Below are 19,112 nucleotides of genomic sequence, written 5' to 3'. Positions count from 1 at the left end.
TAGCCTCTTGACAACAAGAGCATCTACTATGTTCACATCCACTCCAAAAACACAACAAATTCTAGTCCATTAACCACAAATTTACTTGTATTCGACCGAAAACACAATAAAGTCAATCTCTATAAGTAGATATACCCCACGGCAAGTGTTGTGGTCAACTAAAACTGGCCACCGCGTTAGAGTTTTTCCAGTATCGGTTTTCTGATTCGTTTGGTGGTAACCCACCATGGTAATGACTCCAACTTATTGATAGTGTTTTATGTTCAGATAATGCCCGATGACTTCGTCATGCAGCTCCACCGATTTTGAGAACGACAGCGACTTCCGTCCCAGCCGTGCCAGGTGCTGCCTCAGATTCAGGTTATGCCGCTCAATTCGCTGCGTATATCGCTTGCTGATTACGTGCAGCTTTCCCTTCAGGCGGGATTCATACAGCGGCCAGCCATCCGTCATCCATATCACCACGTCAAAGGGTGACAGCAGGCTCATAAGACGCCCCAGCGTCGCCATAGTGCGTTCACCGAATACGTGCGCAACAACCGTCTTCCGGAGCCTGTCATACGCGTAAAACAGCCAGCGCTGGCGCGATTTAGCCCCGACGTATCCCCACTGTTCGTCCATTTCCGCGCAGACGATGACGTCACTGCCCGGCTGTATGCGCGAGGTTACCGACTGCGGGCTGAGTTTTTTAAGGTAAGCGTGCAGTGAGAACCGTATTGACGAAGTGAAGCTGGTCAGGCAGGCAGAGTAACCCGCCACGGGAGCAGAGCACCCACCCGGTTCACAGGCCAGTCGGCGATGACATCAAGTACATAATGCAGATAGCGTTCCGGATCCACGCCGTTTAATTTGCACGTCCCGATAAGACTGTACAGTGACGCACCGCGCTCACCACCATGATCCGAGCCGAAGAACAGCCAGTTTTTTCTCCCCAGACTGACCCGTCGTAGGGCGTTTTCGGCAATGTTATTATCCACCTCCACCCAGCCATCTTCTGCATAGCGGATCAGCGCCGGCCACTGGTTCAGCGCATACCCGAACGCCTTCGCCAGTTCTGAGTGCCTTGAGAGGGTTTTCTGTTTCTCCCGCAGCCACCCCTCCAGTGACGCCAGCAGCGGCAGCACTTTTTGGTGCCGGACTGCCTGCCGTTCCTCTGCTCTTTTACCTCTGATCTCCGACTCGATGGCATACAGCTCGCCGATCCGTTTCAGCGCCTCCTCCGTCAGGACTGACGGGGTACGGACGTGAACATCGTGGATTTTTCGGCGGGCATGGGCCCAGCACGCGGCTTCCTTTATATGGCCGTCGCGGTAGAGCTCGTTGAACCCGGCGTAGGCATCAGCCTGCAGTACGCCACTGAAGCCTGCAAGATGGGTCTGAGGGTGGATACCTTTTCTGTCCGGGCTGTAAGCGAACCACACTGCGGGGGCCAGCGCTGATCCGGCGTTGCGGTCGTCTCGAACGTACGTCCATAAGCGCCCGGTCTTCGTCTTCTTATTGCCCGGCAACAGCACCGGGACAGGCGTATCGTCAGCATGGAGTTTGCCGTCGGTCAGGACATAGTGCTGAAGGGCTTCATCCAGCGGTGCCAGCAGACGACAACACGCATCCACCCAGCCCGACAGTACAGAACGACTCAACACTACACCCTGGCGGGCATAGATCTCCGACTGGCGATACAGCGGTGTGTGCTCTGCATACTTTGAGGTCAGCACTCGGGCCAGCAGCCCCGGTCCGGCGATCCCCCGTTCGATGGGGCGCGAAGGAGCCGGGGCCTGAACGATGCGATCGCACCGACGGCAGGCATGCTTTTCACGGACTGTCCGGATAACCCGGAAGGCGCTGCGCATCAGCTCCAGCTGTTCGGCGGCATCCTCACCCAGGTAACTCAGCGAACCACCGCACTCCGGGCAACACGGCTCAGTCGGCAGCAGCCGCTTCTCATCCCGTGGGAGTGACTCAGGGAACGGTTTGCGGGTGCGGGTCTGACGCAGCGGGCGCTGCACTGCCGGGTCATCCACCCGGCCGGTCAGCGTATCGCTTTCCTGCTGCAGCAGGTTCAGGTCAGCTTCCATTTGCGCGATACGGCGGGATACCTTTTCGGAACGACTGCCGAAGTTCATCCGGCGCAGCTTATCCAGTTGCGCCTGCAGATGGTCTATTTCGCGTTCCCGGTTGCTCAGCTTTTCCTGCAGGGCGTGGATCAACGCTTCCTGTTCGGCCAGGCGCTGTTTCAGCAGAAGGATGTCGTCAGAAGAGGTATCGTTCATAAGCCTGTATTTTACCAGGCTTATTCTGCGACAACCAGGATAAAGAGCGCTACAACATGGTCAGGGATGTCAGTAACCGCTTTGGCTGTCGCCAGTCGATACCTTCCATCAGCATCGCCAGTTGCGCCGGCGTCAGGAACACTTTGCCATCGCGGGCTGAGGGCCAGGCGAAGCGACCACGTTCCAGTCGCTTTGTCAGCAGGCACAGACCATCGCCGGTGGACCAGAGCAGTTTTACCTGACTGCCGCTGCGTCCCCGGAAGATGAAGACGTGGCCGGACATCGGGTCATCTTTCAGCGCGGTCTGCACCTTTGCGGCGAGGCCATTGAAGCCGTTGCGCATATCGGTGATACCGGCAACCAGCCAGATTTTTGTGCCTGCGGGAAGATTTATCATACCGGCCCCCGCATCAGTTCGCGCAGGACAGTGCTCATGAGTTCAGCAGAGGGATGAGTCAGTGTTATTTCTCCTCCCCGACATTTTATGTGGCAGGTAGCGGGAGGAGAGCAGGATGGTAGTTCGAAGGTTGGGAGAGAAGAGCCCGCCTGAAGCTGCACGGGTATCAGGGCAGGAAGCGACGATGAGTTTTTTCGGGGCCGACAGACCCGCCCTTCACGCTGCCAGAGCCTTATCCATTTAAAGAGCAGGTTATCATTGACGTCATGTTTCCGGGCCAGTGCGGCAATACTGCCTTCTTCTTCAAGAGCCAGCCTGACCAGTTCCATTTTGAATTCAGGGGAATAGTGTTTCCGGGGAAGTCTTTCTTTAGCGCGCATGAGGTGTCCACCTGCAAAATAAGTGGGTGCTTAAGTTACAGGATCCTGGATTCGGGACCAGACGGTACTCAGACGACGCTTACTTTTTAAGTGACGTAAAATCGTGTTGAGGCCAACGCCCATAATGCGGGCAGTTGCCCGGCATCCAACGCCATTCATGGCCATATCAATGATTTTCTGGTGCGTACCGGGTTGAGAAGCGGTGTAAGTGAACTGCAGTTGCCATGTTTTACGGCAGTGAGAGCAGAGATAGCGCTGATGTCCGGCAGTGCTTTTGCCGTTACGCACCACCCCGTCAGTAGCTGAACGGGAGGGACAGCTGATAGAAACAGAAGCCACTGGAGCACCTCAAAAACACCATCATACACTAAATCAGTAAGTTGGCAGCATCACCGACAAATGAGCCCATTGGAATAAGTTAGAAACTACATATCTGCCAACAACATCCCAGCCATACCATCCAGTCGCTTCTTAACCTTTTCCCAGCCCGGCATAACCTGCCCCATCAAGCGGTAAAACTCCTCACTATGGTTGTGCTCAGCAACATGACATAACTCATGTAGCAAGACATAATCGATACATTCTGAGGATGCCTTAACCAGCCATGGATTCAGGGTCAGACAGCCTTTTGCAGAGCAGTTGCCCCATTGCGTTTGCATCGCCCGCAGACGTATCGGAGGACGCTCACTGACCCAAAGGGTCTGCGGAATCAGTAAATCAAGCCTGCGCTGAAAAACATCTCTGGCACGTTCCCGATACCATTCAGCCAGCAAGGCTTTAATCTTTTCTGCCGATTTGTGTCTGACAGTCACTTCCAGACGCCCACGCAACATTTTCACTCGTTGCGGCACAGTAGCGTCTTCTGTCACTTTCAACTGATATTGCTTACCGAGATAATAATGGCTTTCTCCGCTGACATACTGACGCGGAACAATGTGTGTCTGTTGCTCCCTGAAATCACGCAGTTGCTGGTATATCCAGCGCCCACGTTTTTTCAGCGCAGACAATACCTCGTGCTCCGGTGTTTCAGGCGGTACAGAGGCCACAACCCGGCAGTCGGGATGCACCTTGATGAGCACCCTGCCCTTTACGACCTGACGCGGAACACACTGTACGACGATGACCTCATCACCATAGACAATGCGTAACGCTTTCATTGATGGCGATTCTTTTTCACTCATGATTTCATCAAACCAACGCGCAGTATCTGGATGATGGTTTCCACAATACGGTTAACCTGATTCATTCCGGCACCAATTTCCCGGCAGGCCGTAAACAGCAGTGGTAGCAGACTTGTCTTAACGACTTTCTCAATGTCCTGGGGCTTCAGGGAGTTTTCTGCCACCGCTCTAACGATAATGCTGTCCACTTCAAAAGCCAGCTTCGTCCACTTATCCTGCACCTGAACGTCTTTTACCACAAAAACCTCAGGTAGCTCTTTTTTAAATACACCGTAATACGCCTGAGCATGCTTGTTTACCGCCAGTGCATCCGGGATATCGCTGAGCTTACGGGCTTCAACCTGTTCTTCAAACTCACGGAATAAGAGGTACTGCTTAAGTGGATGGTCGAACAGTTTTTCAGCCTCTTCGATTGCCATACGCAGGAGTCTGGAAAAGGCCTCCTGAGCATACGGATCATCACGCAGCTCCTGCTCAATCATCTTCGTCACACGGGTTTTAATGATGTCGGTTTCATTGCGGGTTTTATTGTTGTCCCACTCTTCGGGCTTTTCGCTCTTACCCATTTTACCGACTTCATACACGCCATCCGGTTCACGAACCTCAACGCCGGTGACATGCTTATCCAGCAGTTTTTTCACCTGCTCGGCGTAGTCGTCATAATTGACCTGCTCTCCACTGACCTGCATCGCCCACTGGCGCAGGCTGGACATCTGTTTTACGGTTTCTTTATAGAGGTTTCGGTCTTGTTCCGTAAAGCTCTTGTCGGTGAAGAAGGTGGCGGACTGCAGTGCCACTTTCAGGCATCCGGCAAAGGCCGTTAACGCCTCGAAGAAATCATCACGGGTTTTCTGATGGATATCGACCATCTCTCCGTCACGTTCTTCCATTTTAGGCACCAGTACCGCACGTAACTGCTCAGTATCATTTTTGTTTTTGACACCAGCAAATATGGCCCACAGCTGGTTATACAGATGCGGCAGGCGCTTGTATTCAGAGCTCATGGCGCTGTACAGCCCGTCAATATCTTTGATATCGTATCCGCCCTGAGTTCGGGAGGCGAGGTCCTGATATTTGCCGATAGTCGTGTCCAGCTCAGCCAGAATACCGCGATAATCAATCAGCAGACCGAACTTTTTCAGTGGATGCAGTCGGTTCACCCGCGCAATCGCCTGGATAAGGTTGTGGGACTTAAGCGGCTTGTCGATATACAGCACGGTATTCTTCGGCTCATCAAACCCGGTGAGCAGTTTATCAACGACTATCAGCAATTTGAGCTTCTCATCGGTATCGAAACGACTGATGATATTGCGGGTATACACAGACTCATCCTGCGTGCCGACGTTATCTTTCCACCATTTCGTCACTTCCGGCAGTTTGCTTTCATCCACCTCAGTATTCCCTTCCCGGGTATCCGGCGGGCTGATAACTACAGCTGACTCAAACAACCCGGCTTCATCAAGATACTTTTTATATTTGATGGCGGAAATCTTGCTGTCGCAGGCAAGCTGGCCTTTCAGTCCCTCATCAATATTCTTCGAGAAGTGCATGGCGATATCGAGTGCGATCAGACGGATGCGATCATCTGCACTATAAACCTCACCTTTACGGGCATATTTACGCTTAAGGTCGGCTTTTTGCGCTTCGCTTAACCCATCGGTAATACGATCAAACCAGGCATCTATTGCCCGATCGTTAACCTCAAGGTCGGGAATACGTTCTTCATACAGCAAAGGTGTAACGGCTTTATCTTCTACCGCTCGCTGCATGGTATAAGCGTGGACAATCGGTCCGAATTTATTGGTGGTCTTATCTTCTTTTAGCAATGGCGTACCAGTAAATGCCACAAAGGCGGCGTTCGGCAGTGCCAGTTTCATTCGCACATGGTTCTCACCACCCTGGCTACGGTGTCCTTCATCAATCAGAACGATGATATCGGGGCTGGTATTGACGCATTCAGGAAGTTTTGTCGCTGAATTAAATTTCTGGATTAGGGTGAAAATGATGCGTTCTTTACCGGAGCCAATCTGTTTCGCCAGCATCTGCCCGGATGTCGCCATTGCATTGGCTTTGTCTTTTTTCCCGGCCAACTCGCCGCCGGATGCAAAGGTACTGCTGAGCTGTTCTTCAAGATCGATACGGTCCGTCACCACCACGATACGACACCGCTTCAGGCTGTCATGAAGAATCAGCGCCTTGCTGAGGAACACCATGGTGTACGATTTGCCAGAGCCGGTGGTATGCCAGATAACACCACCTTCCCTGCCCCCATCGGGTCTGCGGGTACTGATGCGCTCCAGCAGTCTTTTAATACCGAACACCTGCTGATAGCGGGCGACAATTTTCCCGGTCTTTTTATCAAACAGAGTGAAGAAGCGGGTCATCTCCAGCAGACGTTCCGGCGAAAGCAGGCTGATGAGCAGTTTGTCCTGTCCACTGACAGCCAGTTCACCGGCGGCGATTAACTGTTGGTACCAGTTGAGATCGGCTGATGGACGATGATCAAACAACGCATGAATTTGTTCAGTCGATAAAGGATGGTTGCGCAGAGCATACATCTGCGCATCGGTAATATCTTCTTCGCGCCATGCCGCCCAGAATTTCATTGGCGTATGGCATGTACCGTAGCGCCCGTCATGACCGTTAATCGAAAGTAATAACTGGCTGTAGACAAACAGCTGCGGGATTTCATCGTTGAACTGGTTGCGGATACTCTGGGATATCCCCTCGTCAATGGTTGGCCCTTTCTTGCCATGACCAGCCGGGCTTTTCGCTTCAATAACAGCCAGCGGGATACCATTAACAAAGCAGACAATATCTGGCCTCCGGGTTTCAACACCACCTGACCGCAATACCGTAAATTCTTCAGTAAAGTGGAACTGGTTATTTTCCGGATGTTCCCAGTCGATCAGCGCAATGGTGGGGTTCACCTTTTTGCCATCGACAAACTCCGTAACGGCGATCCCGTAAAGCAGATGGTTATACATCCGCTCATTGGCTTTCAGCAGCCCTTCATTCAGCGCCGGAGAACAGACCTGTGATATCAGGTTATCCAGCGCTTTTTCCGATAAGCGGCATGTTTTACCGCCCGCCATAAAGGAACGCTTCGACAGCTCTTCACGCAGAACCGGACGCAGCACCACCTCATCCTGTTTATAGCCCCGGTAATCCATAATCTGTTTCGGAGATAAAAACGTCCAGCCGAGGCTGGTCAGTAACGTCAGTGCCGGAATTTTGGCGCTGTATTCTTCCTGGAATTTTGGCGTGTACGTCTGGTTCATCATTAATCCTTTTCTTTCTGGCGCTACTCGCTACTGGTCACATGAAGATTCATCAATGCAGACAGCACTTCTTAAATTTTTTACCGCTGCCACACGGACACGGGTCATTTCGCCCGGGCATGTTTTCTGCCCCCTTCACTGGAACAGGCCGGGATGATGCCTCTGACATTCTCACTGACAACCAGTACTGATAAAGTGCCAGTGCAGCAGGCTGAATAAGGGAAATACTTTTCTCAAACTGCTCTCCGGTCATTTTCTCAAGTACAGGAAAATTCTTCTCCACGCCATGAAGAGCGATCACTTCCAGAGAAGGCCGTAACTCACCGGGAAGACCAGACCAGTCATCCAGTGACTTTCCTTTCATATAACCAAAACACCACTCTTCCACAATGGTATATTTTTCCCCCTTTACCTCACGCTCATTGAAAATCGGCTCAAACAGTTCAGGGGCGTCATAAAGGCAACCAGCGATATCGTTCATATGCTGAAAACACAGACTGACAAAACGCTCCATCTCTCTCTCAGATGACCATTTCGGATGATAATCGCCTCCTCCCCAAATAGCACTCAGCCAGATATTGGGTGAAACCATATTTGGACCTGATAAAATCGCCGTCAGCAATCCATCCAGCTCAGAGAAACAGAGTACAGAATCATCCATTCCATACTTCATTAATATTTCTTCCAGCCAGTCGATTTCCCGGTCAGTCAGTGGACCGCTTTTCGTCAGTTTCATACGGCAACCGCCTCATCCACTTTCACCCGACGTTTCCCGGTCAGCAGTTGCTGCATCAAGGCTTTCTTCTCGTCTTTCAGGCAGGCGAGTTTTTTCTCCAATGTGGATATTTCAGCATCCGCAGCAGAAAGTACGGCTGCGATTTTTTGCTGTTCTTCAACACAGGGGAGTTTAAGCTCTAACTTTATCAATTGCCTTTTTGAGAGGTTGTAGCGAGTTGCTCCCTGACCTAATGTCGAAATTTGACGGCGTACATGTTCACTACGGAATAGGTAACGAGCATATTTTGGAATAAGAGTCTCGAAGTTATTCAATCGAAATCCGAAGCAAAATGAGTTTAAGAAAACCTCACTAACCTCTTCCAATAAAACCGAAGACATCCCAACCTCTTCTGGCGTCTCCGATGATGTAGTGAAAAATATATCGCCGTACTTTACAACGGATTGGCGCTCATCATCATTAACCTGTACGTACTCTAGGTTTTGAATATCGATTCTGGAATTTTTGAAAATATTGATGTAAGGGATATATGGCTTACCTGCACCAAAATCCTCCTTGGTCTTCCCTGTTAAACCGGTATAGGTATCACCCAAGTTGCCGAAAATGGTATATTCCCACTCCCCACTAAACCTCACCCCATTCTCATCCCGCAACCGCTTCCTTCCAGTAAGCAATTGCTGCATCAGGGCTTTTTTCTGCTGCTGACTATTGGCGAGCAGCTTTTCCGTCACCGAAATCGCCTTATCCCAGATTGACAGGATTTCCGCGATTTTTTTTTGTTCCGCCAATGGGGGGATAAGAACTGGTAACTCCTGTACCTGTTTAGCGGATAAGTTAGCTTGCTTCGTTCCACCTGGAAATGAATACAATACAGATAGAATCAACTCACTCCGGAGTAGGTTCAAAATATAACCAGAGCTCGAATTATTTTTAGGAACTATCTTTAGTACCCGCTGGTTTAGCAATGAGTATTGAGTGTTTGAAGGAATTTCAACTGTAAAACCATAGTCACGTTTTCCCATTGTGCCCGTCATAGACATGACTAAATCACCTGGCTTCACCAAGAACTTTTTATAGTCAACTTTAAAGGAGTCCGGTAAATACACAGGGTTACGGTTTAAATCTAACGAATTCTGGTATAGATTGCCCATCCTAAGCAAAGGAATACCTGTTGGAACAAAATCTTCACTTCTAAAGGCATATCCCATAATTGTATCTGCCAAATCATTTAAGGTTCCAAGCGTCCACCTCTTAGGCACCATAACCCAACTCCTCCAGATAACCCGCCATCTGCATTTCCAATTTCGCCAGTTCCGCTTTCAGTTGATCACGCTCAGCACGCACGGCCAGCAAATCAATCTCGTCTTCTTCTTCAAAGGTATCGACATAGCGCGGAATATTAAGGTTGTAATCATTGTCCTGAATCTCCTTCAGGCTGGCGAGATAAGCATATTTCTCGACGTTATCCCCTTCACGATAGGTGTTTACGATCTTCTGGATATTTTCTGCGCTGAGCTGGTTCTGGTTTTTTCCCGCCTTATATTCACGGCTGGCATCGATAAACAGCACCTTGTCATCAACTTTCTGCTTTTTGAAAATCAGAATCGCAGCCGGAATCCCCGTACCGTAGAACAGTTTTTCCGGCAGACCAATTACCGCATCCAGCAAATTTTCGTCGATCAGTTTCTGGCGAATTTTACCTTCGCTGGAGCCACGGAAAAGCACACCGTGTGGCACAACTACGCCCATACGGCCAGTTCCCGGTTTCAGGGTTTCGATCATATGCGAGATAAAAGCGTAATCTCCTTTAGTCTTCGGCGGTACACCGCGACGAAAACGGCCAAACTTATCGTTCTCGGCCTCGTCATGGCCCCACTTATCGAGGCTGAACGGTGGGTTAGCGGTCACGATATCAAACAGCATCAGGTCGCCATTTTTATCGAGCAGCTTCGGGTTACGAATGGTATCGCCCCACTCGATTTTATGGTTGTCTTCCCCGTGCAGGAACATATTCATTTTCGCCAGCGACCACGTAGAACCGATCGCTTCCTGACCGAACAATGCATAGTTACGACTATCATGCCCGGAGACAATTTTACGCCCACACTTCATCAATAATGAACCGGAACCACAGGCTGGATCGCAGATGGTATCACCCGGTTGCGGATCGAGCAGTTCTGCAATCAGGTCCGAAACTTCCGGCGGGGTATAGAACTCCCCGGCTTTCTGCCCACCGCTGGCGGCAAAGTTTTTGATCAGGTATTCGTAAGCATTGCCGATAACGTCCAGCGTACCGACACGACTCGGCTTCAGGTTGAGATCTTCACCGGCGAAGTCTTCCAGTAGCTGACGCAGTATGGTGTTTTTCTGTTTTTCTTCGCCAAGACGATCGGTGTTAAACGAAATATCCTGGAACACGCTTTTCCCGGCATCTTTCAGTTTGGTTCCGTTGGCTTCTTCGATTGCATGCAGAGCCTGATCGATACGCTCACCGTTACCCGGCTCATGGCGGCGTTCGTACAGCGCATAAAAGCTGGCACTTTTTGGCAGTACAAAACGCTCGTTGGCCATCATCGCTTCAATCAGTTCCGGCGCATCGCCATACTGTTCTTTGTATTCGTCATAGTGATCCTGCCAGACATCTGAAATGTACTTGAGGAACAGCATGGTAAGGATAAAGTCTTTATAGGTATCAGCACTGATGGTGCCACGGAACGTATCACACGCGGCCCACAGGGCTTTGTTGATCGTGTCCTGACTGATTTTGTCGTTCATGAATCATCCTGGTCTGAAGAAAAAGCTAGCGATGCAGGGCTTTGCATCTTAAAAATTGCGGTAAATGATACCGTAAGATGCCTCCCCTGACACGCCAATATCGCAGCATTCAGGTTTGCATCATCCCCGTAATATCGACATGAAACAGACTGACACAACCTGGCTCGTCACTCGCTAAAAACCAATTATCTTAGTAAGATAGCATCCATATTAGCCATGGTGTAAAACTGCCGTTGGGGTAATGATGATCCATATATCACCCGTTCTGGTGTGTGGAGCTGACATGATCCATAATCGGCAACGTTGATGCCCTTTGATAGTAATGATGACCGTCAATGTGATTCCCCTGCTGACTGGAGGTCTCCGGATAGAATGAGTATTGCCAACTGCGCTATCGGCCCACTTTATGATGAGCAAATAAAAAAAACACTTATGTATGCTGACCATAAATTCAAGCGGCTAATGAATACACGAATGTCGTTACTCGAACATTTATCACCCCACTATGACTTATCTTCCATGTTCAGCTATGAGTTGGAGGGAAGAGTTTTTCGGATTAAATTGATCAAGCCTGAGATTAAATTATCTCGCCAGCAGTTGATCTTCTCCTCACTCTTTTTAGAGCAAGATTTTCTAAAAGAATATAAAAAACACATCTCAAATACTCTACAAAAAACAATCAAACAGTGCATTAAAAAATACAAACAAAAAATCAAAATCGAGCCTTCTATTTTAGATTACATATCAACGTCACCCCGCAATACTTCGAGTTATGTATTACATGAGATAGTTTCTCAATGTGAACATTGCGATGAAATTCGCAATATTAAAAATGATATATTGCTTGATGAACTAACGTTGAATGGCCGGATCACTAACATTTCAAAATACATTAAAAATAGTCAAGATAAAATCGTCGAACATATAGAGTTCTGCACTCATAAACTTGTCAATATAAGTCGTAAGAATCGTCACATTTTCAACAGCACCACAATCTCTGGCAGAAAACCCAACATCACTGGTGTTTTACTTTGCCTTTCAGAATTGATAAGCAACCTGCATATTTACCCAACTGCAATTAATAATATAAGCAATGCCATAATATTAAGCATTGCATACTCTGTACTTCAACATCTTCAATCCGGAAGAGAAACAGAAAAAACCAAAACCTCTCCAGCACTGAATTTTATCCCCACCATTATCGCACCTCATGTTTTCTACCTGGCGAAACGCGAAAAATCCTCTCAATATAAATACATTGAAAAAGAATATCTTCTCGGCCAGTTACTTATATTTTTGATGTATAAAATAGTTTACTACTCGATTCATAGCATCAGGGTAAGCCATAAGCACTTCTATAACGATATAAAACCAAAATTAATGGCATTAAAAAAAGAAAGCTTATTAAGCACCAATTTCATGAAAAATCGAAGTGAGATTAGAGGTGAAGTCTTTGGTAATGTTGGTAGTATTGAGGCTGATTTGAGGGAAATCAGCACACTGATTCATCGGCGGAAGGCATTATTTATTTCCTTTTAACTTTAACAAATGAGAGACTGAATAAATATCAGCCTCTCACATAGTTAATAAGTTTCAACTTTAATATCTGAGAAATCATTCTATCTGGGCCTTGTGGACATTAATCCTCCTGGCAACATACGACTCAAAATTTCAGCCTTGTATAGCCATCATAAATAGTACAGGATTGGGTGCTGCTCGCATGTGTCATTTTGGTATTAATATTGATCTTCAGCGCTAACTTGTATGTAATTTCAAAACCATCATATCTCAAACCTCACAGCGCTCATATTTTAACCATAAAAACTAACCGATTTACACTCGCCACACACCGTCATAACTTATTGTATTTAAATAGCTATAAGCCTCTAACCCACTAATTACACCATTAAATTTAAGCCATATCCTTACGCAGATTCAAGCTTGCCCCTGCTGCCATTCACGTTTTAGGATTACCTCGCTAACACGACATGCTACTTTTTAAATCAGTGTAATAATTCAAACGAGGATAAAATTATGTTCGAGAAAATGAAAAACAATGTAACCCGTATACCGGGGAATTTAACCAAACTTAATCAATACCAAAAAGACATTGATCACCTGTCTAAACTATTTTCTGAACAGCAATTACTGGAACTAATGACGACTACCGAATCCGATCAAATATTGCAAATGAAGCCTGCTGTAGATATTCTTCATGTACTATCTCCATCAGCATCTACTGCTAAGCATATCAATTTTTTTCAGCACGTCCCAGTGCTCGAACAATGGTTAAAAAAGGAGTGCACTGCCTTTAATTTACTGGCAGTACATTTCTATTCACAGCAATCCCGTAAAAATGTAATTCCGAAAGAAATCTGTATGCTACTGGATGCATTTATTGAAACTGAACTTTCATCTGCGGTTAATGGTAATAATAATGCCGAACTCCTTTCTTGTTTTCAAAACACGCTGGATAAAATGTGCAATACACTAACATTTATAGACCACACAGTTACGGAACAATCAGGTCAAGTAGCAATGCTTGATTTCAGCGCAAAAATGCATGAATATACTGTTGAAATCAGGACCTTTTTGAAGTCTGAATACTGGCTAAACAAACTACCTAAGGATATTAACATTCCAGCCATTGACCTATCCTGGCTTGTGTTTTGTTACTTTTGCTCTGAATATCTTTTTGTATTTATTCAAACAACGCTCAATACAATGAAGGCAGGAAAAATCATTCGTGATAACTACCTTTATCATCCTAAAATGATTGCATTGATCATTTTATCTATGCTGCCTTATGAAGTCATTCATAACGATGGATCACTGAATAAGTTTAAAACGCCTTTAACCAGCCCTGATGAGTTCATAATCAAATCTATTTGCATTAAAGGTAAGCAAAACACTACAGGGCATAAAAAAGATATCGAACAATTGCTTCGTAAGACATATATCTATATTGCATTACTCTTAAACCCTGAGTGGGCACCATCTTCCAAGGAGTTGATTTCCTTTTTATCAGGAAAGTCCACAGTGATAAGTGGTTCAATGAATTTCCAGTCAACGTCCAGTGGTCTGGGTGTTCAAACTAACAATATCACTCTTCTTAAGAATGAGGTTTACTTCGAAAAAATAGCGAACAAGATCATGAAACTGTAGTTTCTTAATATAATGGCGACATGGAATTGTGTTGCCATTATATCCGAATCAGCATTTTTCACCTGATGAACTGTGAAAGCTGTAACTGGCAGACTATAACCTCACATCGTATTTTTCCAGTGTCATTTACAGGAGAAATACGATGCCTATTCTGGATCTGCGTTTCAGCAACAAATCAATTCACCAACTTCCACATCCCCTCACGGGTTGTCAGGAATACCGTGATATTCACTGCCAAAACCTGCGTGCTCTGGTGTATCCCAATCGGATCACGCTGGCCTTTCGTGCCACTATAAACAATCAGCGTATATATGAAACCCTGGGTCAGTTCCCTCAGCTCTGCGTTGAGGATGCCCGTCAGCATGTGATGAAACTGCTTGCTGATAAAAATCGTCTTGCGGTTCAGTCCCGTCGATTCACTGTGGAACAGGCCATCAATGACCTGTGGCTACCGGATTTGCAGTTGTATAAAAAGAGTCCTCAGTCAGAGTTGTCAAAACTCAACCTCTACGTTCGCCCGTTCTGGGGCAAGCGGCAACTTCGCGACATCACGGCAGGAGAACTAGAACAATATGCTGCTGGCTTACGGGAAAAATTACGTCCGTCAACAGTAAACCGTATCCTCGCAATATTGTCCAAAATATGCTCTCTGGCAGTACGTGCTGGATGGATCACACATTCCCCGATGTCACATGTCCGCTATCTGAAAGAAAATAACATTCGCTATCGCACACTATCAGCGACAGAAATCCCGCGCTTTATTGACGCGGCAACAGCGCTGCAAACACCGGCAGCTGATTCTATATTGCTTGCTCTTTATACCGGGATGCGTATTGGAGAGGTATGTACCCTGAAATGGGAGTACTGGCACCCGGATATGCATCAACTCATACTGCCTGATACAAAGTCCGGACACCCTTTCACCTGCCCACTTGCACCTCCAGCCATTGCAGTTGTCCAGTGCCAGCAGGACCTGATGCTCAGCAAAACTTACATTTTTCCGCGACTAACCGACAATGCCCGCCCTCTGGCATATCCGCGTGCAACCTTTGCCCGTATTTGCCGGGATGCCGACATTGATAACCTGCGGATGCATGACCTGCGCCGTACCTTTGCCACCCGGGTACTACAGGCGACCGGGGATATTGCAATCGCTTCCCATCTGCTCAATCATCACTCACTTACGGCAACCCGTCGCTACGCTTTTCACAATGCAGCGACATCGCACGCAGTGGTTTCTCAGGTCATTGAAAGTTATGACACGAAAAAATGAACCAATGATCTGTGATTCGTGATTGATGCAACACTCGTTTAAGGACGGTATTGTCATTGCGTGCTTCTGCAGGGCCCTGCATTAAGTCATCACAGAATGTGGATTGATATTAAATCCGCGTGGCTTCTTATTCTCTGAAACCGGAGGTTTATGTATTTAACCATTAAGCAGTTCGCAGAAAGATTTAATCTTTCTGCATCCACGGTTGCGTCAGATATATCTCGCAATCCCGGAAAACTCCCGCCCTTCATCAGAATTGGGCGGGCTATACGATTCTCTCTTGACGATATTGTTGAGTGGGAAAATGCACATCGTCAAAACAAACTTAAAGGTGATATAAATGGTTACTAAGAACACGGAAAATAACGCTAATAATGCACTGAACATTCTTCCCGAATCAGCAAGCACAGCTGTAGACAACGATGAAAAATATCTGTCCTTTGCATTAGTTCTCGCTATCACGATTATGGACAACTTAGTAAAGCTCATCGGCACAGATGGCTTCGTTCTTTATACCTACACCCTGCAGGACACGGCTACTGCTCGTGCTGTTTTTAATGAATTAGCCAGGCGTCTCAAAAATTTCAATCGTCAGGAGGAGGTCTACACCACCGATTACCTCACCTTTCGAATGAAATACATTTACGGTGTTACCCTGTTCGAACATGATAGTAAATCTATCCTTAACCTTTTTGATAAGAAGGGTTATTCGGTATTGAGTGAATCAGGAGAACCCGGTTCTCTTGATGATATGTATCTTGACATTCAAGCACGATTACATGGCGGCTACGCCTCAAAAAAGTTTCTTCATTTACATGAACATTGTCTGTTATCTGCACACGTTACCCCGTCTGTGGAAAAGACGCAACGTGGCATCCTGATTAAAGCAGGCAGGAAACTCGTTTCCTTTATCTATGTAGATAATGAATCTCGCAAAAATGATATTTTCAAAGCTGTAGTAGACGTCATTAAATCCTGATTCATTATGCCGGGGGGGGACAAACTCCCGGCGTTTTTTCGGAGTTAACTATGAGCAATAATTTGCAGGACATCCTCGCTGCCGCATCGGGGTATCAGTCCGTGACTTCAGAGCCAGCGCTCAATCGTAAAAGACCTAAAACGCTTGATGATTATCCTGTGATACCACCTGCATCAAAAAAAGTATCTGTTATTTCAAGTGACCTGACACTCCATATCGGTTTTGATACCGAATATGTTTTCAATCCTGAAACACAACAGAATGATATTCTGTCATATCAGAGTTATGTTGTCTTACCCGATAATACAGGTATATCGAACATTATCTATCCACCTGACTCACAGAAAAAATCCCGGCTGTCTTTTAAGGACTTTCTCTGTCAAACGATTACACCGCTTCTTGAAACGGGTGTGATTACAAAATGGCCCGGTATTATTAATATATATGCGCATTTCATTCGTGCGGATATCGCCTCCTTTGCCAATTTCTGGTCAGACTACAAAATTCTTCTGAAAGGAATACGCGGTACTGTCAGCAGCTTCAAAAATCGTTACGGTATCGATTTTGATGAACAGCAGGAACGTCGCGTAAAGACTGAACAGATAATGTTTGACAAACGAACTTCCCCTCCGCGTTGCAGTAACGTAGCTTTCATCGATACACTGCTTATCACTCCCGGGGGTATGGGTCTGGCTGAATGTGGTGAATTACTGGGTCTTCCCAAACTCACCATTCCTGCACCTTATTCCATAACCAATATGCGTGAATATCTTCTGGGCGACAGAGCAGGGTTTGAAGCCTATGCTCTGCGGGATGCCGAGATTGCGGTTCGTTATGCTTTACAGGTTCGCAATTTTTGCGCCCGGGAGCTGATGATTGATCGTGTCCCCGCCACCATCGGGGCGATGGCAGTTTCACGGTTCACCAAAACACTTAAAGAAAACAATATGTCTCCTGAAGTCTGCCTTGGGACACACATTAAAACCCGTGAACTCTGGCTCACGGAGAAACAGGCATTCCGGACGATTAAAAACCCCGCCAGTGTTCCTTCAAGAGAGTTGTTTGAAACGTTCCCGATCAACTGTTACCACGGCGGACGCAATGAGTGTTTTATGATGGGGGTTACACCGTCAGATCACTGGTATGACTACGATCTGGCTGGAGCGTATACCACCGGGCTATTAGATATCCTCACACCCGATTACGGCAACATCCGCCTCAGTAAAAATCCTGACGATTACTGTGGGCATGTAATGGGATTTGCGCTTGTCACATTTCGGTTCCCGGAATCAGTTCCCTATCCCAGCCTGCCGGTTCGGACCGATCAATATGGGTTATTCTTTCCATTAAGTGGCGAATCATGGGCAACGGCACCTGAAATCGAACTTGCTCTGTCGCTCGGGGCAGAGATGACGATCCATAATGGGATCATCGTCCCCTGGATCTGTGCCACCTCCCCACATAACAGCGAATCAACATCGGTGTTTCTTCCCTTTGTTCAACAGGTCCGTGAGAACCGTAATCGCCATATTAAAGGTTCTCTGGAGGAGAAATTCTGGAAAGAAATTGGCAACTCGCTTTATGGCAAACTTGCTCAGGGCCTTCGCGCCAAAACCGCCTTTGATACTGCCCGTGGATTAAACAGATCCCTCCCACCATCATCGGTTACTCAGCCATTCTTTGCTGCGCATGTGACGGGATTTATCCGCGCCGTTGTCGGGGAACTCATGAATGCTTTGCCTTCTGATTCAACTGTTGTCAGCGTCACAACCGATGGCTTTTTGACAAATTGTTCACTTAACAAGATAAACATGAGCGGTCCACTGTCTTCCCGCTTCCAGTCGCTGTGCGATATTGTTGATCCGGGTTCATCAATGTTGACATGTAAGCATGAGGTCAGCCAGCTTATCGCCATGAAAACCCGGGGGCAGTTAACCTATAGAGCTATTCAGGGAAAACCGGTTGTTCATGCCAGGGCTGGCGTTAAACCTCCTGCCGATATTCCACGCAGTGACTATAACGACTATATGGTAGATCTTTACCTTAATCGTTTACCCGGTCAGACGTTATCCCGAAGTACGTTGATATCAACGCGTGAGATGTGGCTCTCGGAAAGCGATCTGGTATCCCGGGAACAGGATATCCGTCTTAATCTGGAATTCGATTTCAAACGCCAGCCCGTACAGCCTGCCATGAATGAAGGGCATTTACTGATGTTTTCCCGCCCGTGGGATAATATGGAAGAGGCTCTGCAGCAACGCTCCCTTTTCGACGACTGGCGGCAAACGCATACACTGAAGACCCTGGCTGACTGGGATGACTGGTGTGATTTTCTCTATTGCCGGACGGTGTTTTCTGATATGAAACTAAAAGTCGGAAGCAAACGTAGTGATGATATTTTAGTCAGACTATTTCTCCGGGCGCTGACTCAGTGCCAATGGGGGCTTATGCTGAAAGATAAAAAAAGTTATTCCTGTAAAGAGGTTGCTGAATGGCTGACGTCAGAAGGCTATTCAGTAACGGTGACTGATGTAAAAAATGCGGTAAGAGCAAAAATACCCCAAATGAAATTTAGTTCTGTAACACCGCGAATGAAGTCACTGATGGATATCATAGCCCGTAAATATCCGACATTCTGTCTTCCAGCCTGATAACCGTTAAATCTCCCCCAACTC

14 protein-coding genes and 2 pseudogenes are annotated in these 19,112 nt (G+C 47.2%); 6 read left to right on the top strand and 10 right to left on the bottom strand.

Annotated features, from left to right (window positions below; all coding sequences use genetic code 11):
- Positions 1–243: 243 nt before the first annotated feature.
- The 10 genes and pseudogenes from HV314_RS10885 to HV314_RS10840 all read right to left on the bottom strand — a co-directional run.
- A pseudogene (locus HV314_RS10885) lies at positions 244–696 on the bottom strand (IS1-like element IS1B family transposase); the annotation flags it as partial.
- 38 nt (positions 697–734) lie between these two features.
- Positions 735–2,270: an IS66 family transposase gene (gene tnpC / locus HV314_RS10880; RefSeq protein WP_001000409.1), complete on the bottom strand. Its 1,536-nt coding sequence runs from the start codon at positions 2,268–2,270 to the stop codon at positions 735–737.
- Between the two features lie 49 nt (positions 2,271–2,319).
- Positions 2,320–2,667, bottom strand: coding sequence for an IS66 family insertion sequence element accessory protein TnpB (tnpB, locus tag HV314_RS10875; RefSeq protein ID WP_000609174.1), 348 nt, complete (start codon positions 2,665–2,667; stop codon positions 2,320–2,322).
- Positions 2,664–3,047, bottom strand: coding sequence for an IS66-like element accessory protein TnpA (gene tnpA / locus HV314_RS10870; RefSeq protein WP_001201739.1), 384 nt, complete (start codon positions 3,045–3,047; stop codon positions 2,664–2,666). The genes tnpB and tnpA overlap by 4 nt, the downstream gene beginning before the upstream one ends.
- 45 nt (positions 3,048–3,092) lie before the next feature.
- Positions 3,093–3,386 (bottom strand): annotated as a pseudogene (locus HV314_RS10865) (IS1-like element transposase); the annotation flags it as partial.
- An 86-nt stretch (positions 3,387–3,472) separates the two neighbouring features.
- On the bottom strand, positions 3,473–4,228 hold the full coding sequence (locus tag HV314_RS10860; RefSeq protein ID WP_063945660.1) for a M48 family metallopeptidase: 756 nt from the start codon (positions 4,226–4,228) through the stop codon (positions 3,473–3,475).
- The gene (locus tag HV314_RS10855) at positions 4,225–7,509 is read right to left on the bottom strand and encodes a type I restriction endonuclease subunit R (RefSeq protein ID WP_181548103.1); all 3,285 of its coding nucleotides are present in this window, start codon (positions 7,507–7,509) and stop codon (positions 4,225–4,227) included. The genes HV314_RS10860 and HV314_RS10855 overlap by 4 nt, the downstream gene beginning before the upstream one ends.
- A gap of 52 nt (positions 7,510–7,561) precedes the next feature.
- Positions 7,562–8,245 carry a YecA/YgfB family protein gene (locus HV314_RS10850; RefSeq protein ID WP_000779013.1) on the bottom strand — a complete coding sequence of 228 codons (684 nt, stop codon included), beginning with the start codon at positions 8,243–8,245 and terminating at the stop codon, positions 7,562–7,564.
- Positions 8,242–9,507: a restriction endonuclease subunit S gene (locus HV314_RS10845; RefSeq protein WP_181547996.1), complete on the bottom strand. Its 1,266-nt coding sequence runs from the start codon at positions 9,505–9,507 to the stop codon at positions 8,242–8,244. The genes HV314_RS10850 and HV314_RS10845 overlap by 4 nt, the downstream gene beginning before the upstream one ends.
- Entirely contained in the window at positions 9,497–11,020 is a 1,524-nt protein-coding gene (locus HV314_RS10840) for a type I restriction-modification system subunit M (RefSeq protein WP_181547995.1), read from the bottom strand. Before HV314_RS10840 ends, HV314_RS10845 begins: the two co-directional genes overlap by 11 nt.
- Positions 11,021–11,326: 306 nt before the next feature.
- Here HV314_RS10840 and HV314_RS10835 point away from each other — a divergent pair, with 306 nt between their 5' ends.
- The 6 genes from HV314_RS10835 (at position 11,327) to HV314_RS10810 (ending at position 19,088) form a co-directional block, all read left to right on the top strand.
- Complete coding sequence (locus HV314_RS10835) at positions 11,327–12,559, top strand: hypothetical protein (RefSeq protein WP_127662076.1); 1,233 nt, start codon at positions 11,327–11,329, stop codon at positions 12,557–12,559.
- 495 nt (positions 12,560–13,054) lie between these two features.
- Positions 13,055–14,185 (top strand): hypothetical protein, encoded by a 1,131-nt coding sequence (locus tag HV314_RS10830; protein ID WP_181547994.1) that lies wholly within the window; start codon positions 13,055–13,057, stop codon positions 14,183–14,185.
- A 142-nt stretch (positions 14,186–14,327) separates the two neighbouring features.
- The gene (locus tag HV314_RS10825; RefSeq protein WP_001121920.1) at positions 14,328–15,458 is read left to right on the top strand and encodes a tyrosine-type recombinase/integrase; all 1,131 of its coding nucleotides are present in this window, start codon (positions 14,328–14,330) and stop codon (positions 15,456–15,458) included.
- A 150-nt stretch (positions 15,459–15,608) separates the two neighbouring features.
- Positions 15,609–15,809: a helix-turn-helix transcriptional regulator gene (locus HV314_RS10820; RefSeq protein ID WP_000281555.1), complete on the top strand. Its 201-nt coding sequence runs from the start codon at positions 15,609–15,611 to the stop codon at positions 15,807–15,809.
- Entirely contained in the window at positions 15,799–16,437 is a 639-nt protein-coding gene (locus HV314_RS10815; protein ID WP_000256735.1) for a hypothetical protein, read from the top strand. The genes HV314_RS10820 and HV314_RS10815 overlap by 11 nt, the downstream gene beginning before the upstream one ends.
- Before the next feature lie 50 nt (positions 16,438–16,487).
- Positions 16,488–19,088, top strand: coding sequence for a hypothetical protein (locus HV314_RS10810; protein WP_181547993.1), 2,601 nt, complete (start codon positions 16,488–16,490; stop codon positions 19,086–19,088).
- Positions 19,089–19,112: the final 24 nt, after the last annotated feature.

Source organism: Citrobacter sp. RHBSTW-00887 (genome assembly GCF_013728095.1).
Taxonomy (GTDB): Bacteria; Pseudomonadota; Gammaproteobacteria; order Enterobacterales; family Enterobacteriaceae; genus Citrobacter; species Citrobacter braakii.
Note: the sequence above shows the minus strand (reverse complement) of the source record. Positions and strands in the feature narration are given on the sequence as shown.